This window comes from Sulfobacillus thermosulfidooxidans DSM 9293 (assembly GCF_900176145.1).
GTDB lineage: Bacteria > Bacillota > Sulfobacillia > Sulfobacillales > Sulfobacillaceae > Sulfobacillus > Sulfobacillus thermosulfidooxidans.
In genome coordinates, this window is the sequence record NZ_FWWY01000001.1 from 2558878 (window position 1) to 2581342 (window position 22465).

15 protein-coding genes are annotated in these 22465 nt (G+C 47.9%); 10 read left to right on the forward strand and 5 right to left on the reverse strand.

Annotated features, from left to right (window positions below; genetic code table 11):
- Positions 1 to 59: 59 nt before the first annotated feature.
- Positions 60 to 968 carry an MFS transporter gene (locus B8987_RS12685; RefSeq protein WP_020373644.1) on the forward strand — a complete coding sequence of 303 codons (909 nt, stop codon included), beginning with the start codon at positions 60 to 62 and terminating at the stop codon, positions 966 to 968.
- A gap of 109 nt (positions 969 to 1077) precedes the next feature.
- On the forward strand, positions 1078 to 1416 hold the full coding sequence (locus tag B8987_RS12690) for a hypothetical protein (RefSeq protein WP_020373645.1): 339 nt from the start codon (positions 1078 to 1080) through the stop codon (positions 1414 to 1416).
- A gap of 91 nt (positions 1417 to 1507) precedes the next feature.
- Here B8987_RS12690 and B8987_RS12695 read toward each other — a convergent pair whose 3' ends face one another.
- The 5 genes from B8987_RS12695 to B8987_RS12715 all read right to left on the reverse strand — a co-directional run bounded on the left by B8987_RS12695 (position 1508) and on the right by B8987_RS12715 (position 9415).
- On the reverse strand, positions 1508 to 2728 hold the full coding sequence (locus tag B8987_RS12695; protein WP_020373646.1) for an MFS transporter: 1221 nt from the start codon (positions 2726 to 2728) through the stop codon (positions 1508 to 1510).
- Positions 2721 to 5789, reverse strand: coding sequence for a WD40/YVTN/BNR-like repeat-containing protein (locus B8987_RS12700; protein ID WP_139793554.1), 3069 nt, complete (start codon positions 5787 to 5789; stop codon positions 2721 to 2723). Before B8987_RS12700 ends, B8987_RS12695 begins: the two co-directional genes overlap by 8 nt.
- Positions 5790 to 5814: 25 nt before the next feature.
- Positions 5815 to 7464 carry a peptide ABC transporter substrate-binding protein gene (locus B8987_RS12705; protein ID WP_020373648.1) on the reverse strand — a complete coding sequence of 550 codons (1650 nt, stop codon included), beginning with the start codon at positions 7462 to 7464 and terminating at the stop codon, positions 5815 to 5817.
- Between the two features lie 83 nt (positions 7465 to 7547).
- On the reverse strand, positions 7548 to 8438 hold the full coding sequence (locus B8987_RS12710) for an ABC transporter permease (RefSeq protein ID WP_020373649.1): 891 nt from the start codon (positions 8436 to 8438) through the stop codon (positions 7548 to 7550).
- Positions 8439 to 8455: 17 nt separating this feature from the next.
- On the reverse strand, positions 8456 to 9415 hold the full coding sequence (locus B8987_RS12715; protein WP_020373650.1) for an ABC transporter permease: 960 nt from the start codon (positions 9413 to 9415) through the stop codon (positions 8456 to 8458).
- A gap of 556 nt (positions 9416 to 9971) precedes the next feature.
- On the opposite strand from B8987_RS12715, the gene B8987_RS12720 reads away from it, so the two are divergent.
- The 8 genes from B8987_RS12720 to B8987_RS12755 all read left to right on the forward strand — a co-directional run bounded on the left by B8987_RS12720 (position 9972) and on the right by B8987_RS12755 (position 22436).
- Complete coding sequence (locus B8987_RS12720) at positions 9972 to 11894, forward strand: MotA/TolQ/ExbB proton channel family protein (protein WP_020373651.1); 1923 nt, start codon at positions 9972 to 9974, stop codon at positions 11892 to 11894.
- Entirely contained in the window at positions 11891 to 12589 is a 699-nt protein-coding gene (locus tag B8987_RS12725; protein WP_020373652.1) for an OmpA family protein, read from the forward strand. Before B8987_RS12720 ends, B8987_RS12725 begins: the two co-directional genes overlap by 4 nt.
- Positions 12586 to 13767 (forward strand): EH signature domain-containing protein, encoded by a 1182-nt coding sequence (locus B8987_RS12730; protein ID WP_020373653.1) that lies wholly within the window; start codon positions 12586 to 12588, stop codon positions 13765 to 13767. Before B8987_RS12725 ends, B8987_RS12730 begins: the two co-directional genes overlap by 4 nt.
- An 11-nt stretch (positions 13768 to 13778) precedes the next feature.
- Positions 13779 to 16502 carry a DEAD/DEAH box helicase gene (locus tag B8987_RS12735; RefSeq protein WP_020373654.1) on the forward strand — a complete coding sequence of 908 codons (2724 nt, stop codon included), beginning with the start codon at positions 13779 to 13781 and terminating at the stop codon, positions 16500 to 16502.
- Positions 16503 to 16737: 235 nt separating this feature from the next.
- A complete protein-coding gene (locus B8987_RS12740; RefSeq protein ID WP_139793555.1) occupies positions 16738 to 17469 on the forward strand; it encodes a hypothetical protein in 732 nt (243 codons plus the stop codon).
- Positions 17470 to 17497: 28 nt separating this feature from the next.
- Positions 17498 to 17824 (forward strand): hypothetical protein, encoded by a 327-nt coding sequence (locus B8987_RS12745; protein WP_020373656.1) that lies wholly within the window; start codon positions 17498 to 17500, stop codon positions 17822 to 17824.
- Positions 17825 to 18252: 428 nt separating this feature from the next.
- Complete coding sequence (gene brxF / locus B8987_RS12750; protein WP_020373657.1) at positions 18253 to 18729, forward strand: BREX-3 system P-loop-containing protein BrxF; 477 nt, start codon at positions 18253 to 18255, stop codon at positions 18727 to 18729.
- Positions 18726 to 22436, forward strand: a complete 3711-nt coding sequence (locus tag B8987_RS12755) for a DUF6079 family protein (protein ID WP_020373658.1) — start codon at positions 18726 to 18728, stop codon at positions 22434 to 22436. Before brxF ends, B8987_RS12755 begins: the two co-directional genes overlap by 4 nt.
- Positions 22437 to 22465 lie beyond the last annotated feature (29 nt).

The following is a 22465-nucleotide window of genomic DNA, read 5'->3' on the forward strand; positions in this document are numbered from 1 at the left end:
CAGACCTCTCTAGTAAACCAGAGAGCCATCAGGATCGCTAGTTTCAATTTCTACGAAAAATGGGGCATTCTCCATTTTTTGGTCCGGCGGAAGCCGTGGTGTTGCCCCTTCTCGTTCCGGATCAGGATTTGGCCGCTGCCAATGGACTCTATTCACTCACCTCCCAGATGACTTCAGCCATTGGCGCAGGAATTGGCGGGGCAGCGATTGCGACCGTGGGAATTTTTGCGGTCTTTGGGTTTGACTTGGTCTCATTTTGGTTTAGTGCCCTCGCCATTTTCATCATGACCCGGTACTCCAGACCTTTAGGGCAGAAACCTACCGTATCAACTGAGACCAAACATCCTTTTGCCGGGTTTCGGGAAGGCTGGAAAATGATTACGATGATGCGCTGGTTTGTCACGTTATTACCCCTCATTTTGTTAACCAACTTTACCTTTGCTGGGGGCTTGATTCTGTTGCCCTATTGGGTCCATCACGACCTGCATTCGACAGCATTTTGGTATGGTCTTACCGATGGTGCTTGGTCATTAGGGATGATGATTGGAAGCCTCAACGCGGGTTGGTTGAGTCGGTTTTCCTTAGAAAAAACGATTAGTGTTTCGGGGATCCTCCAAGGGTGCATGATGGCGGCATTTGCTTTTACGCATGCGCCAGGCGTTGACATGGTGTGGCTTTTTATCGGAGGGGTCTGTAATGGATCTACCAATGCTCTGATATTTACCATGCTGCAGCGTTTAATTCCTGAGGCCATTCGTGGCCGCACGTTTGGTTTGCTGATTACGATTGTGACCGCAGCGACCCCGCTTGCGGTATTTTTGGCGGGAGTATCCGTCAGTATTATCCCGACGATTTGGTGGTACCTGGCCATGGCTATCACCGATGTGGCCTTTGGCCTTTCGTTATGGCGGGTGATCCCCAAGAATTTGGATGGTTCATCTGGAACGGTTTTGGCCCCCGAGTCATGAGATGAGACCCCGCGGCATAAAAAGTGCCCAATGGCACTTGTGAAGAGGGAGGGCGAAAGCATAGGGTAACAGCAGGCAATAAAAACGGTATGGGGGAGAGGGATAAACAATGGACAATTTACAGGGCATTCAAAAAGAGGATATTATCGCGATATTGAAAGCCAACCGCGAGTTGGGACCGGATTATGACGAACATACGGCAGATCAATTGCTTCGTCTCATCCAGCACAAGATCTCACCTACCGTTTCCGCTGAGAACGACTTAAAGGCATCTGTACCCATGAAGAGGCGGCATAAAGAACGTGGACCAGCAGGCACTGTCACGTCTGTATTGGCCTTATCGATTCCTTTACTGGCGATAGCGCACGGCTCAACGATTAGTATCATCGGTGTCTTAGGATTAGATGCCTTCATTATCTCAGGCATTTTGTTTCGAAAAACGTCTTAGGCGCTTGTGTTACGCCAACTCTTTGGGTGATGACCCTATAGGTAAACGGGTGGGATAGAACTGTAACTTATTCGGTTCCGCACGAATATGCTTAATCGTGAATGAGGGACGAAGCCGGTAACGGCTTATGACCCGTGGGTAGGCTCCACAGCGGTATGGCGAAGAGACTTAAGCTAATAGCTGCTCCCAAAAAATCTGAAAGGGCAAATCCCACGAGGGCTACCAGGGTGTGGCCCGTAATCACCAAAGAACCAAAGAGTAATACGCCAAGAAGACTTCCTAAGCGCCCTAGAAACTCGGCCATGCCTTGTCCGGACGTATGAATACTGGGGCGAAAGAGAAGCGAGGGGATGAGGACGGTCGTTTTATCTGGACCTGCGGATCCCCAAAACAAGGCACCCGTGAGCAGGGCTATGGCAATCCAGTGGGACCAATGCGCCCCAATCGCTACGCACGCACCAGAAAAACTTAAGGCACGCAGGCTAAAGGTTGCAACCTGCCATTTGACAGGACCCATTATCCGAACAACCTGTATTGTTACGAGAAAGGCGGGTAAGACCAAAAATTTGATGACCGTGGGTCCCCACGGTGCGGCCGATGGCATTAATCCGAGCAAGAGTGAAGGTAAAAACAAAGCCAGACCTTGCCCACTAATTTGGTGCAGGGCCCAAGGTAGGCCGGTTTTTACGACATGAGTGCGGGTCTTGGAGGTCCGCAGCGATAGCATCCAGCGGGCATAATTTTTTACCCGGTATTGCTGCCAGACAAGGCTTTCAGGCAATTGCCGTCGTCCTAAAGCCAAAGGAATCACCCATAAGATCCCGAGAACAAAAGGCAGGCGATACAGCTTCAAGTGCTGAGCCAATGCATCGACGGCGTAAGCGAGCCATTGACCGAAGTCTCCTAGTCCTAGCACGGCGATGACCATGCGTGAGCGGTTGCCGAGTTCGACGATGTAAGGAAAGATGATGGCAAAATCGCTCCCTAGTCCAATTCCTAAAAGGACTCGTGCCGTAATAAGAGTAAGGGGTGAAAAAACAAATAGGACAGCAACACTGCTAAGGAAAATGATGAGCCAGTTCCATCGCAAGATGGTTGCGCGGCCGACACGGTCACTCAGCATGCCCAACAAAAGACCACCTACCGCCATTCCTACGAGCGGCGCGGCATTAATTAAGGATAACGTGCTGGGATGAAGATGCCAAATCCGGTGAAAATGATGTAATAATCCGGATGTGAGCGTCAGATTATAGGTCGCGACTAACACGCTGATAAGAGAAAATGTAAAAATGATCCTATGCGTGTTATTCATCGGCGGGCTTATGAAAATCAAAGACTATATGCTTCGTAATATCCAGTTGCTGACTCAACTCCTGAACATTTTTCATGGTGGTTGTCCAGGCACTCTGAACCTCCTGAAAACGGGTTTTAAGATCATTATACACTTGAAGCATGGCTGTGGTAGGAGCTCCGTAAGTGGCTTGTACCCAGCGGGCTAAGGATGTGAGTTTGCCATTCAGTTGGATGGGATAGTTGAGCAGATCTTTGGCACTGAGGGCCTTATATTGGTTTAATTGGTTGCGTAAGTGGTCTATTTGATCGAGAAGCTCCTGATACAGTGCCTGTGATTCTGATCCCTCAATGAACCCCTTTTGCTGCCAGCTTATAAGAGTTTCTTTCACGGTGGTCATATCTTTGAATAGTCGATGAACAGCCGTTAACGTATTGCCGATGTTCATTAACAATTGCCAACGCTTTTCTAAGTCGGAAGCCCGGGTATGGGGAAGGGGAACCAGCTCGAAGGTGGTACTCACCTCTTCTGTAGGAGTGGTTAAGGTCACGCTATAGAGTCCAGGCGGAGCTAGCGGCCCTTTCATACGGCCGCCGCGAAAGACCGCTCCCTCGAGATTTTCGGGATCTGGATAACGACAAGACCATGACCAGCCATGTGTCCCCTTAACGGTTGGGAGGCTTTGGGTTTCGTCCGTGGTCGTAATGGGATTTCCGCGCGAATCCTTGACGGTAATACGAAGGTGTTCCACGTTGACTGGTAGCTGGTAATAGACATAGATGCCGTCTTCAGGATTACGTCCGGCATCAGGGAATATGGGGCGCTTTTCTTGCAGTTTCCACCGGGTGGTATAGGGTCCCGTAGAAACAAAACCTTCGGACTTATCCTCCGTGGGTAGACGTGCAGGCTCTGGCCATATAAAATGTGTCGGCGCCACTGCGACCTGTAAGTGATCAGGATCTTGCGTGGGAAATACGCGTAAGGGCGTGATATCATCGAGAACCCAAAATGATCGTCCATGGGTGGCAGCCACTAGCGAATTGCCCGCAATAGCTAAATCATGCACCGGCACGAGTGGCAATTGATGGTTAAGGGCAAGCCAGTGATTTCCTCCGTCACGAGAATAAAAAACGCCACATTCCGTGCCTGCGAAGAGAAGATGGGGATTGAGCGGATCTTCTCGCACAATGCGCATAACCGCGTCAGAGGGAAGATCAGAGTGACAAGGGGTCCAGCTGTGCCCATAGTCGTCCGAGCGCCATATATACGGTGTGAGATCATCGAGCTTGTAGCGGTTAGCAGCAACATAAACGCGGCCGGGGACGTGATGGGAAGGTTCAATACCACTAATAAACGCCCAAGCGGGAATTTCTGGCGGGGTAACGTCGTGCCAAGTTTTTCCTCCATCTTGGGAACAATGTACCCGGCCATCATCTGATCCTGTCCAAATTTCTGTTCCCGCCAATGGGCTGACGGCAATGACACTGAGTGTCCCAAAATATTCGACGCTGGTATTATCTTTGGTAATGGGTCCTCCTGATGGCACCATTTTGCTGGTATCTGCTCGTGTCAGATCAGGACTAATGGTCTCCCAAGATTGTCCTTCATCGACACTGCGGAAAACCACTTGCGCTCCCGCATAAAGGGCATAGGGAGGATGCGGATCGATGGCGATAGGGAATGTCCAGTTAAACCGGTAACGAAGATGGCTCGCTCCATGGCCAGCTTGATCTTCTGGCCAGGGCGTAATGACACGCGTGGTTCCTTCATGTTGGTCGTAACGCGTTAACAGACCATAGTTTCCGGCAAAGATGATGTGATTATGGGCCGGATGGACGACAATGTAACCGCTTTCTCCGCCACCGACTTCGGTCTGTTCCGCTACCGTGATCGCCGCTTTAAAACTGCGGAGCGGTACGGAAATGCTGCTGTTGTCCTGCTGCGTACCATAAACGCGGGGTGGAACCTGGTGATCGACGGCCAAATGATAGAATTGTGCGGTGGGTTGATTTAAGATAGTCGACCATGACTTCCCCCCATCCAGGCTAACGGCTGCACCGCCATCATGGCCATTAATCATGCGCTGGGGATTGTGAGGATCGATCCAAAGATCATGATGGTCGACATGAGGGGTCGGAACACTTTCAAAATGTCGTCCAAAATCGAGCGAACGTAAAAACTCAAAATTAAGGACATAAACCGTGCCAGGTGACTGGGGATCGGCAAAGATGTGACTAAAATACCACGGGCGTTGGCGGACTTCAGGGTCATGCGTAGCCACCTCCCAATGGTCGCCCCCATCATGAGACACAAAGATCCCGCCTTCAGCGGCTTCAACCGACATGTAAAGAAGATCTTCTTGGGCGCCTGATGCACTAATTCCTATGCGGCCCAAGGGGCCCTGGGGAAGACCTGGGGCTTTGGTGAGATTGGTCCATGAGTTTCCTCCATCCTCACTTCGCCACAACCCACTTCCCGGCCCACCAGAGGTGAAACTCCACGGCTCGCGTTTAACTTGGTACATGGCTGCCCAAAGGCGGCGCGGATTAAAAGGGTCTAAAACCAGGTCCGTGGCACCGGTTTCCGGATTTAGATACAAGACTCTTTCCCAATTGCGTCCTCCGTCGCGGGTTCGAAATACGCCCCGTTCGGTATTCGGGCCAAACGCGTGACCAATAGCCGCCACATAAACCCAATCGGGTTGGGTAGGATGAATACGAATGCGAGCAATATGACGGGAATCGCTTAAACCAAGCGATTCCCAGTGCCGCCCCCCATCAGACGTGCGAAAAACTCCTTGCCCATGGGTGACATTGCCCCGCAAGCAGGCTTCACCCGTTCCCACATAGAGAATGTTAGGATCTGTAGACGAGATATCTAAGGCCCCGATAGACCATGCGTTTAAGCTGTGGTCGCTAATATTGTACCAGCTTATGCCGGCATCTGTGGTTTTCCAGACACCGCCCGCAACAGCCCCAAAATAAAAGGTGTGAGCATTCGATGGGTGAGCGGTAACCGCAACAACCCGTCCACCCCGAAAAGGGCCGATCGAGCGCCACGCCATCAATTTCTCCATAGCCAAAAACACCCCCTTTGATGTCAACTGACTACTTGGTTAACTGCCAGTCCCAACAATTCCAGGTGTCTACGGACCAAGGATTAGGTTGATACCCGGACATATTGATTGAGGCCGACACACCTTGGGGACTGTAATAAAAGAGATCCGGGAGGTCATTATGCAGGATTTGTTCGACACGGAACAGGTATGGGCGGCGTTGGGCTTCTGTGACGAGCGTGCTTTGGGCTTGGAGTAAGGAGGTTACCGCCGGATTATTATAAGCGCCAAAGTTTTCAGCACCTCCTGGCTCGTACATGACTTGGGGACGGACCCCGGGATCAAGTCCTTGTCCGTATTCATACTCGGCTAAGTCCCACGGTTTCCCATCGGGCAGTATTGTGCCGAAAAACTCGTTGGCAGGGTAGTTACGAATGACTAAATTGATACCGACTTGTTTGAGCCAGAATTGCAACAAGCGTTCTGTCGCATCGCGGTAAGGGTTACCGGCAGTAGTGGAATAGATCAGGGTTAGTTCTTGCCCATTTTTGGTGCGAAAGCCGTTGGAGCCCATCTTCCATCCGGCTGCCGTCAATAACGCATCCGCTTTTTGGGGGTTATATGGATACGGTTTGATTTGCGGGTCATAGGCCCACGCATCAGGCGGTTGATCGGCTCCAACTAGCGTTGCATGCCCCATCCAAACCTTAGAGACCAGGGCGGGCCTGTCGATGGCATATTCTAGCGCTTGCCGCACCTTGACATTGTCTAAAACGGGATCGCGCATATTCACGACGGCCATTTCTTCATTGGGGGCCGAGGTAAAGAAGACTTTAGCACCGGAAATGGCTGATAAGGGTTGTGCTTGTTCAATAGGAGCAAAATAGTAGACATTAATCGCATGCGACTGGGCATCGGCCAACAAGGTATTCTCATTGGGAATAACCTTGAAGACGATCTGACTGGCTTTAGGCTTAGGTCCCCACCAGTAGGGATTACGTTGCACAGTAATGGCGACTCCGGGCACCCAGCTTTTGAACATAAAAGGTCCATCACTCACTGACGGGTCCACATTAAAATGAGCGGTGTTCACCTGGCTGGCAGGAATATTCTTAAAGACGGAGTAAGGCAAAATGCCGGGACTACTTCCTGTAAACACCGTATCGATCAGAGGAGCAAATGGCGCATTTAAGATGAGTTGGAAGCTATAGGGACTCAATATCTTAAAAGTTTTGACATCCGACCAACCCAGTTTTGTGACAGCATTGACGGCCGGATTGGTTATCAACTTATAAGTTTCCCATACATCTTTACTTGTGATAGGTTGTCCATTTGACCATTTCAAGCCTTGTTTGAGATGGAACGTATACACTAAACCGTTAGCGGAAATCCCGCCATTGGCCACAGTGGGAACGACGGTTGCAATATCGGGTTCTAAGGTACCATTGGGTAAAACCTGAAATAGATTGTGAAACATGGAGGTTTTGACAATTGCAGAGAAGGTCATATTGGGTCCCAAGATCGGATTTAAGTTATCCGGCTCTTCAAAAATTCCGTCAACCACCGTACCATTGGCAATGACAGCCGCCTTGCTTGTGGTCGTCCCTTGCGACGTCGTCGTGGAAGGGGAGCCGCATCCTGCCGCAATAGCTGATAAAGTCAGACCAGTCGCTAACCATGTAAGTGGACGTTGTATGGACAACTTGGGTTCACTCCTTGAGTTCAGATGATAGAATACGGAAGTCAAAATATTCTTTAAACTTACTCGATCATGTGTCTTGGGATTTAACGAACGTCTAATGCGTGACGTAACCCATCACCCACCATATTTACGGACAAGATCACGAGGAATATCATTAATCCCGGAAAAAATGCCATCCAGGGCGCGGTGGTTAAATAGGTTTGTGCTTGATTTAGCAGATATCCCCAAGAGATATTAGGGGGCTGCAAACCTGCGCCCAAAAAACTCATGGTGGACTCGGTCAATATGGCTTGACCCACAAGCAGTGTGGCATTCACAATGAGTGGCGGCAAAGCATTGGGAAGAATATGGCGAATAATAATTCGGCTGTCTGTCATGCCCATCGCCCGGGCGGCTTCCACAAAATCACGTGATTTGAACGTGAGAAATTGACTCCGCAAGATACGTGCAGGGAACATCCACGCTGTGAGACCAATTACCAGAACCACTGTAACCGGATGAGGTCCGGTGAGCGCGGTGACAAGTAGAATAATAAAGAGTACGGGTGTGGATAACGCCACATCGGTAAGCCGCATGAGGATGCCATCAATAATGCCACCGTAATAGCCTGCGGTCGAACCAATCGCAGTACCTACTGTAATAGCCACAACCGCACTAAAAATTCCCACCGCTATCGAGACACGTCCTCCATAGAGGACCTCTGTAAATAGGTCAATTCCTACATCGTCAGTGCCCATGAGGTGATGTAAGCTGGGTGGAGCTAACAGTGCATTCAGGTCGGGTGCATTTAAGGGATACGGAGCTAGCACTGGTGCAAGAATCGATGCTAATGTGATAACGGTCAATAGCGCCAATCCCAATAATGCGGGTCGATGTGTTTTGAACCGGGCTATAAAACGATTAGATGGTGCCTTCGTCTCAGATTGTGAGTCCTTGACATCATCAAGAGAGGCATCAAGCATTGGTAGCGACATGATGAGAATCCTCCGGGCTATTGGTATAAGACACGAATTCGTGGATCCAAGACGGCGTATAAAATGTCCGCCAAAATATTGGCAAAGACAATGACAACCGACAAAAACGAGACGATCACCAGAAGCACGGGGTAATCGCCCTGCGAGAGTGCTTGAATAAACAAACGGCCCATTCCTGGCCATGAAAAGATCGTCTCGACCACGACTGAACCGCCAAACAAGTAGGCGGTATCGAGAACCATGACCGTAATGACAGGTAACAAGGCGTTGCGCAAGGCGTGTTTCCAAATCACGACATGTTCTCCCACACCTTTGGCCCGAGCGGTGCGAATATAGTCCTGGTTTAGCACGTCTAACATGGCAGCACGGACATAGCGACTTTCTTGCGCAACAATATAAAACGCCAGGACAGTTGCCGGGAGAATTAAATGGCGCAAAGCATCTGCTATAGAAAATGGTTGCCCAGAACTCAAAATGCCGCCGGAGGGTAGCCAGTGAAGATCCACAGAAAACAGAATTATTAGAAGCAATCCGAACCAAAACGCAGGAACAGCAATGCCCACGTAGCTCAGGGTGGTGAAAAGGTGATCCCATTTGGATCGGTAGTGAACAGCACTATAGACTCCAATGACAAAGGCGGTAGACGTGGCTAACAAAAATGCGGCTCCCATTAATTCTAAAGTAGCCGGTAACCGTTGCAACATCATTTGCGTGGCCGGCAGTCCATAGATGTAGGAATACCCAAAGTTGCCATGCAGTGCGCCTACAAGCCAGTGCCAGTACTGTACATATAAAGGCGCTGTCAATCCTAGGTTCACGGCCACTTGGTGCAGTTGAGCAGCAGTGACTCCCGGTTGATTTCGGTAGAGGGCTAAAGGACCGCCGGGGAGTATGTGAACCAGGGTAAACATCAAAATACTAATGCCAAAGAGCACAGGAATGGACTGGGACAGGCGACGAACTAAGAAAGTTCCCATTTTGCTTCTCCCTCAAAACGATGTGATGGACTAGATGTCTTTGCCTAGATCTGTTCGATCTGTCGTCGAAGTTATTCGCTTGATTCACACATACGCCTGAGAGCTATTTCACCATCTAAATACCGCGTCATGGTACCCCACCCCCATCCGGGTGATGTGTATAACCTGCTTGGTCTTGGTTGTGTGGTTGTCAGCATTGTTTGGACAGTGAAGAAAAGGTGACAATAAATCGGTTCATTAGGAGAAAATCATACGGATTGTAGCGAAATTATGACATATCTCCCGCAAAAAATGAATAGATATACCATGATTTTGGTCATTTAACCAAATTGGTAGGAATTGTGATCAGGAAATGACTTTATTTTGAGCTGTCTTGTGAACATGAGATAGATTGTGTTGGCCATGGATTGGAAATGCATTGTATAAAAGAGAAATTTTACCGAATCCGACAACATTTGAGAGGAGTTTGGAGGATTCTCGTCGAATTGTCCATACGCATCGTAAAACCTCACATGATAGAGCAATCACATGATAAAGAAAGAGGATTAGAGAGCCGATGGGGAATCCTGGGGAATGGATATTTGGGCTCATTCATGCAGCCGGTGGAATAAACACCTTTGGTGCTGAATATGTTTGGACTCTGTTTTTTGGGACCGTTGCAGTAGGTATTTGGCGTATGTGGGCCGAGGGAAGAGTGTTTCGGGACGTTGGGAATTTAACTCAGGCTCTGGATCAAGCCCGTGATAAGGAACCCCGGATGCAATTGCAAGGGTGGTTTGCTGACCATCCGGAGTCTGTGCTCAAACCTTTATGGGACCAATACCGTCAGGCTCTTCAAATTCATGACGCGAGCGGGGAAGCGGCTGTAGTCGATCCCCTGCGCTATTTTTCTGAGTATGCTATTTTATATAATATTGCGCACCGCCGCATCACCGAGATTATTCCTACCTTGTTAACGATGGCGGGGATTTTAGGGACATTTTTAGGTTTGGTGGCCGGTCTTCATGGGCTCAACATCAATTCCTCGAGTAATTTGAGTTCGGGTATCGCGCAGCTCGTAGGGGGATTAAGTCTCAAATTTACCTCGTCAGTCTTCGGGATATTGTTGGCGTTGCTATGGATTATCGCGGACAAAATGATATGGAGTCCTAGACTCGAGAAGGCCGTCGTCGATCTCTTAGATCGTTTAGAAAAATTGTTTGAGGTGCCACCTGAGGAACTTTTGTTGCACCAGCTCACCTTACTTCAACAAGCTCAACGGGACGACTTAGCCACGCTCGTGACTGATGCGTTAATTCCCCAATTAGTCGGGGGTTTTCAAGATGCCCTTTATAAGACCTTGGTTCCGGAAATTCAGCACTTAGGTGTCAAAGAAGAAGAGACGGTGGCACGCTTAAATGCATTAGGTGAGGAATTGACCCGTGTCGCAGAAAATACGACCCAAGCTCAAATGACGGGTCTGGAACAAATTGCCCATACCTTTATTGATCAGGTCAGCATGCAAACCGTTGACTTGACACGATCATTGCATGAAGCGTTTGCTCAAACGGTCGATGTCCAGCACGAAATCCTCGACATTGCGCGTCAAGCATTTCAAGAAGCCCAGCGTAGTATGGAACAAGCAGAAAAGGTAAACCAAGTTCAACGCGATCTTTGGAATGAAAGTGCCGCCATTCACCGTGAGCTTCTCGATAGTGCTGGATACTGGTCACAATTTGTAGAATCCATGAAAGAGGTGACACAGGGCTTACCAACTCGTTTGGAGAATTTCTTTAGCCAATTGGAGACGCAATCTCGAGTTTTTGTCGAGCGATTCCAAAGTATTGAAGAGGCCATGTTAAGAGATTTTCACAGCGTGGTAACGGAAATGAAGGACGTCATGGAGGTCATCGAATCAGAAAAAATGATGTTGGCTGCCGCGCAGGAGCATTTTCAACATGAACAATTGCGGTTCGCTGATCAGATGTCTTTGGCTATCGATCGTTTTCCCACAGTGGTCGAAGAGTTGAAAACCGCAGTCCGGGATATCGAAGAGCAGGCGACTCAGGCCTTGACACAGTGGGCAACAGCCCTTAGTCATTATGGGGAATCGATGAGTCAAGCTTTATCCAATCATATGGAGGCATTTCATGAGCTTGAAACCTCAATGGCCGAGAAAATGTTGCAATTAACGGCGACTTTTGCTACCACGGCTCAGGCCTTCCAGAACTATGTGGAAAAGACCATGGATACGCTTCAGGAAAATCTTAGTACCGGGATTCATTATACCTTTTCACAATTTGACGACGAATTAGCGCAAGCCGTGGATTACCTCGCTAATGGTGTCAAAGTGATCGAAAGCGGTGTCAAAACTTTAGCGATTCCTGTTCAACAGGTTGATGAAGCGGCGAGGATCTTATTCCAGCATATGAACACTTTTTCACAAGCCATGAGCCGGATGCAATACCGGGAGACGCAAGACGAGGTGAATCGTTCATGATGGCAATGCGAAATCGAAGACGGCATAGGGAGCGGCCAACGAATGACTTCGATCACTGGATTATGTATTCAGACCTTATGGCAGGTTTGGTCTTGATGTTCATCTTATTTCTGGCGGTCAGTGTTTTAACTTATCATCATTTGTTACAACAAAAAGAAGCCCGGATTAATGCGCTATTAGGCGTCCAAACTGCCATTGTCCATTCATTGGAACAGGAATTTCAAAAATCACATTTGCATATGACGATTAATCCTAAGACTGGTGATATTCAATTCGCGAGCGATGTGTTTTTCGCGTTTAATTCTTACCAGGTATCGCCAGCGGGGGTAAAAAGCCTTAAATCGTTTATTCCCGCCTATATTTCGGTCTTGTTGAGTCCGAAATATCGGCACGACATTTCGGCCATTGTCGTTGAGGGGTATACAGACCGACAAGGGACCTACTTGTACAACCTCAATCTGTCGCAAGAACGAGCGTTAGCTGTTGTCGACACGATATTTAGCCCAGCATTTGGCTCCTTTCCTTATCAAACGGAGTTACAAAAATATATTACGGCCGAAGGGCGCTCTTTTAACGATCCCGTATATATTGATGGGCGCTATAGTGCCAAAGCGTCTCGACGGGTTGTATTTTCATTTAAACTGAATCAGACCCAAATTATGAATGCCGTGCAAAGCACGGTTAATGCGCCATGACAACGCCTAGTGGTTTTCGCTATGTTCCCGAAAAGCTTCAGCGAGTGCGCCAAGCATTAGCGAAGGTGTATCCCCAGCACCATGACAATGCCCGATTTCTGGCCGAAATACATAAGGGACGCTTGCCGAAATTGCTGGCACTTCTTGAAGGGATGTCTGAGAAGCAAATCTTGGAATGGGCAGAAACCATGGACCGCATTGATCTGTATGTGCTCATTCTCTTTTATACAACATTAGTACCGGCAGCCCTGCATTCAACCGTTCAACAACTCGTTAAAATACGGGGGGATGATCCCGCCTTAGCATTAATTTGGGAGCTATTTGTCGAATTTCCCGAAAGTGCGTATTTAGAACTGATGCGCAGTGTTATGAACCACATTGAACAATTTCCGTGGTGGTCCAATACGCCCCCGGCAATGGTTGAGGCGGCCCGGCTGGCGTTTCAAGACAATGAGCCGCTATCCACGTGGGCAGGGAGCTTACGCCAAGGGGCCTTGGATTATGACCTTCATGCTTTAGGCTTATCACAACAGAATATCTTGGCGCATGTATTGATGGCCCATGTCTTAATAGCCGCCACACCACCGATTTGGCAAGAGATTTTGGCCTCAAAGCATTTTTCATGGTCGAGTTGGAGTAGCCAGCTGGATGACAAATCCCGAGGGCGTGCGCAACAGGCCATGCGGTCCTACTTGTTAAACGTTCCCGTTGACCGGTTCGACGGGGATGTCATCCAGACCTTTCTTGGGAGATGGGGCAATCCCGAACTTCCCACAGAAGCGTGGCTCAAAGTCGGTAATGATGCGCGAGGACGTGTCCTACAGTGGTTACGTCTTCAGCGTCTGGCAGAATTCTTTAATCAAGACAATGCACGTTACCAGTTTTGGAAAGGGTATTTGGATCGCTGTCGGCACGTTGAAATATGGGAGGAAGATACACCGCGCTCTGCAGTGGTTCTTTATTTCGATAAGATTGTCGCTGTTGAATTTTCTTTTGTCGGGAATGCATGTTATATCTATTTACCCCAAGCCTTCGCTATTGTGAAGCGATACGCCGACAATAACGCCCTGAAACTGAAAGACCAGGATTTAGCTATTAACCGTTTATTACACAACGGAGCGTGGCCGGAACATTTTATGTGGGAGTTAGAACCCTATTTGGGTTGGCCCCATCGGTAGGTGAATTATGAATGGATCATAAAACACAGGCATTTCACACAGAGGAACATCCACTTCCTGAGGGTTTGGCGATTACACTTTGCTACCAGGACCAGGTACTGAGCCTCCCATTAGTGGGTTTGGGTATTCCCATGCGTCAATTAGTGAATGACGCGTGTTGGCCTAAATTGGCATTGTTAGACGAGCTATGGCATCAGCAACGCATTACTTCATATCAAGATGGTCAATATCTCTTGCCATGGACGGTTTATTTTACCCTAGGTGTCGATGATTTCGAGGGGACCCACTGGCCTGTACCCGTGAGACCTGGGGTGTCCTTATTTTCAACCGGGAGTATTACGCAGTCCCGGTTTCGCATTCGCGCCGATGTTCGCTATCAAGGCCATGAGGGAAACCTCTTGTTGTGGGGACGCCGTTATGGACCATGGATTGTCACCGATAAAGGGCCTGTGGTCATCGATGCTTTGACCTATCGGCTTCTAACTTTATTAGATCAACCTGTTCCGGTAGGCTTGGAAGAGAAAATGGCATGGGTGGCTGAGATTAAGGAAGTGGCCGGAACTCTTGGTGCAACTTTGGATACCTATTTAACCCGTGAAAATTATGTGTTGGTTGATGATTTTGAGATACAGCCTGTCCTTGATGATCCGGAACACTTGCACTGTGATGTGCAATACCATGATGAGCGTCTTGATGAAGACGTCTTACGTCAATTATCGAAGGCGGGAGGATATGTCGAAGCCCGCCATGGTGCCGAACGGCGGCGTATTGTTGCCAAGAAAGTGACCAAAGAGCGTGTGCAGCAACTGCGCACCCAGTTACCGCCGCTCTTTGGGCATCAAGTTCCCCAATTCCTCAAAAATCCCGAAGCGTTTATCCCCGAGAACGTTCCGATTGATCTGGCGCAATTCTCTGAACGGGTACGCGGCTTGAAACTCCGAATTTACCGGGCGCAACCTTTTGTCAACGGGCAAACGAATGATCGCGGCTGGTTCGAACTCCAGGCTGGAGTGCGCCTCGAACTGCCCAGTGAGGGGGAAGACAAGATCGAACCTGAGATCTTGTCCCCCGAAATGATTCGGGATTTGGCTAATCAAGCCGGAGAGGAGGATCGTTTTGTTCGATTTCAGGATGGTTGGATCGAGTTGCCGCATCATTACCGAGAAAGTGTCCAGGCTATTGAAGAAATTTCAAAACAGGGGCCCGTGGCACCACATCGTCTCCCCTATGTGTTAGATATTTTTACCAATCTCGAGGTCATTGATTTTAATCAACCCCTGCGTGAATGGATAGCCTTGGACGATGATGCCACAGCAATGGATGTACCGGTCCATTTCTGTGGGAACCTATTGTCTCATCAATGGGAAGGGTTTCAATTTTTGATGCGCCGGTATCGTAGAGGATGGGGAGTTCTTTTAGCCGATGACATGGGATTGGGCAAGACGGTTCAAGTCATTACCGTCTTGGCATATCTCTATCAAGAAGACAAACGGCCAAACTTGGTTGTTGTACCGCTTTCCGTTCTCGATAACTGGGTCAATGAAATCCATCGATTTGCTCCACAAATACAGGTACTGACGTATTATGGTCCCGGACGCGCTGCCGTGCGAGATCATATAAACAATGTTGATGTGGTGATATCGACTTATGAGACGGTGACGCGGGACCAACTGGAAATAGGCAAGATTAATTGGCATGCCGTTATTTTGGATGAGGCACAAAATATCAAGAATGCATCGACAGCTCGAACCGAAGCAGTCAAAGCCTTGAAGAATCATTTTCGCGTGGCAATAACCGGAACACCCGTCGAAAATAGTTTGCGTGACTTATGGTCCCTCGTTGATTTTGTGCAACCGGGGTTTTTAGGGAGTCTCAGGGAATTTCGTGATCAGTTTGAAGAACCCGGGAAGGGACAGCCCCTGACTCCCGAGTCCGCTAGGGTTTTGGAACAACGTCTTATCACAACGATTCGGCCTATTTATCTCCGCCGAACCAAAGAAGACGTGAATTTAGAGATACCGGAAAAGACGATTGAGAAGCGATATGTTCCCCTAGGAGAAGAACAAAAACAGATTTACCAGCAAATTATCCTTCAAGTCAAGAAAAGAGAACTTTCTGGCCTCGTTGCGTTAGATCAATTACGCAATGTTTTGGGGCATCCATGGGCGTTAAAACGTCACGCGGTTTGGACAGCCTTGCCCGCTGAACAAGTTCCCAAATTACATGAGACCTTGAAAATTCTTAGCGAGGTCAAAAATCGGGACGAAAAAGCTTTAGTCTTTACAACTAGCCTGATTTTACAACGGATGCTGCAGGAATGGATCATGAAAGAATTCGATAAAATGGCCTATATCGTGAACGGTGAAACCGTTGACCGGCAAGCGATCGTTCAGAGCTTTAATACCGATAAGGGATTTGGGGTGATGATTTCCACTCCGCGTGCTGGCGGAGTGGGGTTAACCATAACCGGTGCCAATCACGTGGTGCATTATACCCGGTGGTGGAATCCAGCCGTGGAAAATCAAGCAACCGACAGGGTGCACCGTCTAGGTCAAACGCGTCCTGTCACCGTTTATTATCCTTTAGTGGTGGATAGGGAATCGCTTACTCAACAGGGAACCGTGGATGAAATTATGGATCGGATCTTATCGGAGAAACAGGCGCTGGCAGACCTTGTCATGGTACCTTCTGGTGATCTCGATTTGGAACAAGAAATTTTGCGCCAAACTTTCTAGACGATTCGTTAAGAAGAAAGAGAGGATAGGAGTCGCAAAGACGGACGGAAGACGAAAGCTGTCCTTTAGGCTTGTCGTTGATCGATTTTGGGCACGTTGGATCCCACGGATCTCGTGTGCGTTGAGCCGGGAACGACAACAACATGGTATACTGCACCAAAGAGGTTGTGAAGGTGGCAAATTAATGAAAACCCTCACTTTCCCGTAATGGTTTTAACGACGAGCTTTTTGACCAGTGTCTGTGGAAATCCGGCTGCGGCAACTAAAGAAACAATCCGTTAGTGCGACTGACTCACCAAGCGTGTTGATGAGTTCACCATCACAAAGCCCATTGCCGTCCTCCTCACCGTCCCCATCTCCATCAAACTCAACCGCCAATCAAATCGAGGGATATATCGCCGATTTTTCAAATGGCGTGGAATTTTTCGCACCCTTTGTTAACGGAACTAGTCAATTTTATGAGGTCTACGATCAAGGGCCGAATAATCCGGTGGCAGTGACCGAATCGAGTGTGGTATCCATTAATCAAGATGGAAGCAATGTGCAAATTCTCTTTCAAGGCTTAAACTTTGGGCCTAATTTCCAATCCCAGTTGACCGGAACCCTGTCCAATGGACAGCTCACAGTGCTATTTCCTCAATCCGATGGCTCACTCAACAGCGTCACATTTCAACCCAGGACTATCGGCCAATATAATCAGGCGGTTCATCAACTCAAAGAACAAGTCAACCAACAACAACAAGCATTGGCTCAGCAGGCTCAAATTAGCAATGAACAGCAAACAATTAGTAATGATGCCCAAACTGTGCCGGCAGATTTGCAGTCTGAACAAAGTGGACAGAACAGTATCACGGCTGCGCTATCGGCGATGAACCAAGACCTACAATCCGAGACCGCTGATTTGGTCACGACGGCCAATCAACTTCAAGCCGAAGAGGTTTTGGCGGAACAATACCCAAAGGGATAATGGACAAATTCACGATGACGCTTCAGAAGTGTCCGATGATGCTTCTGTTGTAGGGAATGATCAGCAATCAGTACAATATGATGATCCGTCTTCGGATATCACCGGTCTTGCTAATCTCGGACCGCAAATCCAAAGCGATTTTGCTATCTATCAGAGTGCCCAGTCCCAATTGCCTAACTATGTTCCATCTTCGGTTCCTACATCTGCTATGATTCAAAATGCGCTAAATGCTATTCAAAACGATCTCAACGCGGATAAAACCACGGGAAGTCAGGATCTGGCTAAGGCTCAGCAATTGTTTAATCAAGCTCAAGCCGATGTGACCACCGCCAATCAGGTGGCATCTGCTCACTAAGCGTGACATAATCAAGACGTTCTTTCTTAACCTTCTCAACTTCATTGGCGAAGTTAACGGTGAGAACTAGCATTCCATGGAACTCTACACATAACCTTGCCGATAGTCTAGAAGCAGCAGTCCATCCTTCTCCTACTGTTTGCCTTTGAAACAATATTTTAAAGGTGATCAAGAGGAAACGTGTCATCTTTAGAAGAGTAAACAGACTAGGCCAACGGACAGATCTGCCACAATGAATTTTTTGGGTAATACTCCAAAAATTCTCAGCAGATTTTTCTGTGAAGACCGCAATCCTGAAGAAGGATTATGCCAGTTTTTCCCGAATCTTATACAATAGAACTTCGCAAGGTAGGAATATGTTACAGGCCATGTGAAATATTGGGGATTTCTTTTGGGTACACAGAGGTTTGGGGAATAGGAAGGGTGTCATGCAAGAAGGTTGGGATGTAATCAGCCAAAAGGTGAGACACCTGCCTTCACATTTGCATCCTTTATATGTCATCGCAGGGGCACAAGGCTCGGGCAAAACGACTTTGGCTCGGCGGATTGCGAATGAGGGACTTGGTGTCTATATCAATTTAAGTTGGGCGTTGGCCCGGTATCTTCTGCACCAGGGAGACCTCGCTCTTTTCACTATCCATCACCTGCTGATGTGTTGCGAGGAAACGCTTTCATCCGTACCTTTCGTGTTCGACAACATCGAACTTTTAATGACGTTAAAAATTCAGGTCATTCCCTTCTTTCAGGATTTCTCTCGCCATCATCCTGCTGTGGTGATTTGGCCGGGATCCGTTGAGGACGGGGTTTTTCAATATTCCATGCCGAGTCGAGACGATTATTACTATTTTCGCGACACGGTGGTTATGGTGACAAATCTGGAAAACAAGAATGGTGGGAACGTATGAAATATCGTGATTTAATTCAGTTTCAGCCGATTGAATCGGTTATTAAAGTGCAAGACGCTAATGAAAAAACTAAAGCCTTGGAACTTGTTGGCAATTATGTGATCTCTGAACGGATGGAAGAAGAAATTCGCCATCACATTGTACCCAATTTGCAATTTGACGCGCCCTTTGATAACAAAGGCTTATTGATTGTGGGTAACTATGGCACTGGTAAGTCCCATTTGATGGCGGTGATTTCGACCATTGCCGAAAATGCTGAGGCCTTAACGGCGCTGCACAATCAGCAGGTGGCTCAATCGCTCGAAGCGATAGCAGGAAAATTTCATGTGTTGCGCATGGAATTGGGAAGCACAAAAATTGACTTGCGGGATGCTATCGTTCTTGAACTCGAGAAAGGGCTCAAACGCTTAGGAATTGACTACCAATTTCCCCCTGTCAACCGTATTGCCAATAATAAGGAAAGTTTTGTGGAGATGATGGGTCTTTTCCATGAACATTTTCCTGAACAAGGTCTTCTCATGGTAGTGGATGAATTATTAGACTTTTTAAGGGCTCGCAACGAACAGGAAATAGTTCTTGATTTAGGATTTCTGCGTGAGATCGGCGAACTCGCCACATCCACCCGTTTAAGACTTATGGCTGGTATTCAAGAGATGCTTTTTGGTAATCCTCATTTCCAATTCGTGGCAGAGTCCATCAAACACGTCCAAGCACGGTTTTTACAAGTTCATATTGTGCGTCAGGACGTGGCATATGTCGTTAGCCAGAGGATTTTAGTGAAAACGGCTGAACAAAAAGAATGGATTCGCCAATATCTCAAACCCTTTATGCCTCTATATCAGAGTTTGTCCAGTGATATTGACCGTTTTGTTGAGCTTTTTCCGGTTCATCCCCAATTTTTGAGCACATTTGAGCAAGTGGTACTCGCCGAAAAACGTGAGATTTTGCGTACGATTAGTGAGGAGATTCGGGGCTTACTGGATGAGGAGATTGACGAGTCAACACTTAAACTCTTAAGTTACGACAGTTATTGGGATTACTTAGATACGGATACGACGCTCACGGCGGATCCCACCTTTGATAAGTTAAAGCGCCGTACTCATCTAGCGTTAGAACGTGTTGAGAAGGGTTTGGATACCCCTCAGTATTGGCCTGTCGCCGAACGCATCATTCGCGCGTTGGCCATTTCTCGCCTAACCACAGATGATTTCGATTTACCCTTGGGGTTAACGGCAGAGAATTTACGTGATGATCTCTGTTTGTACCTTCCCCTACCGGTTCAGGACATGCGTTTTTTAACGACGTCTATCCGATCTATTTGTCAAAGCATTTCAGCGATTTTAGGCCACCGTGTCATCGTTCATAATGACACCAACGATCAGTACTATTTAGATATGGGCACCCTGGTTGACTACGAAGGGATATTAAAAGAAAAGGCCTCGGTTTTAAGCCCTGATGTCCTTAACCGGTACTACTTTGATGCCGTGATGCGGATTTTGCAGCGAACAGACGCTCCTTACGTGTCTAATACCCGAATTTGGCGCTTTGATGTGCCGTGGTTGTCGCATAATGTGGAGCGCCCGGGCTACCTATTTCTCGGGACACCCAATGAACGCTCTACCGCACAACCTCCACGGGAGTTTTATGTCTATTTTCTCCCGCCTTTTAAAACCAACCGTTTTGAGGATGAAGGCCGTGATGATGATGTTTTTTTCCGATTATCTGAAGTTGATGAGGAGTTAAGCGATATTTTACGGCATTATGCGGCGGCAAGAGAACTGGCCAATGATAAACCAATTAATAGTCCCGATTGGCGAGAATATACGCTGCGCAGTGACAGGGCCCTCAAAAACCTCAATGAGTGGTTCAGGGTCCACTTCGTCACGCATTTTGAAGTGGTTCATGAACGTCAGCCTAAGCGGTTAGTTAGCGTGGTCAAAGAGTTAAACTTTCCTTCCGATAGCCTCATTCACGAAATGGTGCCCAAGATTGCAGGCTATTTTTTGGAAAAAGCCTTCAACCGCCAGTGCCCGGGATACCCGTCATTTACCGCCTTTAAAATGCCGGTAAGCCAGTCTAGCCTGAAAACCTATGCCAAAGAAGCTATGGACCGTATCGCGGGGAAGTCATCCTCGGCGGCGACAGGAATGCTTCTTGAATCCTTAGAATTACTAGAGGACAACAAGATCCATCGCCGTCATTCCCCCTATGCACAGTGGGTTTTGTCGCTCATGGAACAAAAACCAGCACCGGCTCATTTGGTCAATCGTGCGGCACTGATTGAGACGATATTGACACGCAATGGTGTCGAAGATGTGGCCTATACTAAGGAATTCCATTTGGAGCCCGAACTACTTTTGGTGGTTTTAACAGCCCTTGTCTATGCAGGGGACCTAGTGATTGTTGCCGGCAATGTGAAGTATGACGCGAGTCGGCTGGCCGACTGGGTCAAGCTGTCTCTTGATGACAGACTCCATTTTAGTCATATTGAACGGCCCAAAGAAATGCCTTTGGCCCCGTTAATTGTCCTATTTGAAATGCTGAATCTCGCACCTGGGTTGATTCAACAAGAAAAGCAGCGAGAAGAAGGGATTAGGCAATTACAAGAAAAGCAGCAATATCTCGTAAAAGACGTTGTGCAGTGGGAAAAAATCTTGCAAGACGGAATGACTGTGTGGGGAAGACCGCTGTGGTCCTCAGAGGAACAGCAACATTGGGCTGATTTGCTTCAGACATTACATCAGTTTCTTGACGAAGTGAGCAAATATAACACGGTGGGAAAACTGGCAGCATTCGCGTATAGCGCTGATCAAATCAGCCACGTCGATGATATGTTACACCGCGTGCGTAAGGCATTTGCCCCCGTGATTACAAGAGTGCAAGAAGTACAACCGATGTTGAGTTATCTGGATAAGGCATCGCAAATTATACCATCAGACGATCCATGGCAAACAGAGGCTTTGCGTCTTAAAGAGCACGTGGTTGAGGATCTGAAGGGGGATGAGAGCCTCACCCACATCAAACAACAACTTGTACCACTGATCAACCACTATAAAGAGATTTATTTCAGCTTGCACAAACAGTATCGGCTAAACAAAGCCGATGATGAACGCAAGGCAAGACTCGTAGAATCACCCGAATGGCAAGCGCTCGCCTCGTTAAAACTAGTGCCTCTGATTAGCGGTGAACAGTTTGAGCACCTCCAAAGGGATTTGATGAGCCTCAAAATGTGCAGCCGTTTAACTCCATCCGATCTCGATAAAGATCCTATCTGTCCTCATTGTCATTTCAAGCCATTGGAAGAACGGGACACGGTGCACGATCTCAATTGGTTTGAAGAAAAGACGCAAGAAGTATTGGATCAGTGGACGGCGAACTTGCACGAATCCCTTCAGGATCTTTATTGCCTACAGAGCTTGTCCTATTTGGATAACTCTTCACGATCGGTTATTAACAACTTTATAGAATCGGGGCGTTTGCCCTTGCCCTTACCGCCTGGATTTATCGAAAATGTCAAAACAGTTCTTGGGGGCATTGAAGCCAGGGAAGTAACCCTGGCTACCTTACGTGAGCATTTGACCAAAGCAAGCGCCTTAAAGCCTGAAGAAGCGAAAGCCATCTTGGCCAAAGTTATCGATGATGTGATTCGAGGCAGCGATGATCCCAGCAAAGTGCGGGTAATCTTTAAACTGCCCGACGCCAATTAAGTTGTTCTTATGAGAAAACATTAGATGGA

Coding starts and splice junctions, on each gene's coding strand:
- brxF (WP_020373657.1), top strand. CDS start 18,253: ATGCAAGAAGGTTGGGATGTAATCAGCCAAAAGGTGAGACACCTGCCT.
- B8987_RS12710 (WP_020373649.1), bottom strand. CDS start 8,438: ATGTCGCTACCAATGCTTGATGCCTCTCTTGATGATGTCAAGGACTCA.
- B8987_RS12715 (WP_020373650.1), bottom strand. CDS start 9,415: ATGGGAACTTTCTTAGTTCGTCGCCTGTCCCAGTCCATTCCTGTGCTC.
- B8987_RS12720 (WP_020373651.1), top strand. CDS start 9,972: ATGGGGAATCCTGGGGAATGGATATTTGGGCTCATTCATGCAGCCGGT.
- B8987_RS12730 (WP_020373653.1), top strand. CDS start 12,586: ATGACAACGCCTAGTGGTTTTCGCTATGTTCCCGAAAAGCTTCAGCGA.
- B8987_RS12735 (WP_020373654.1), top strand. CDS start 13,779: ATGGATCATAAAACACAGGCATTTCACACAGAGGAACATCCACTTCCT.
- B8987_RS12690 (WP_020373645.1), top strand. CDS start 1,078: ATGGACAATTTACAGGGCATTCAAAAAGAGGATATTATCGCGATATTG.
- B8987_RS12695 (WP_020373646.1), bottom strand. CDS start 2,728: ATGAATAACACGCATAGGATCATTTTTACATTTTCTCTTATCAGCGTG.
- B8987_RS12725 (WP_020373652.1), top strand. CDS start 11,891: ATGATGGCAATGCGAAATCGAAGACGGCATAGGGAGCGGCCAACGAAT.
- B8987_RS12755 (WP_020373658.1), top strand. CDS start 18,726: ATGAAATATCGTGATTTAATTCAGTTTCAGCCGATTGAATCGGTTATT.
- B8987_RS12685 (WP_020373644.1), top strand. CDS start 60: ATGGGGCATTCTCCATTTTTTGGTCCGGCGGAAGCCGTGGTGTTGCCC.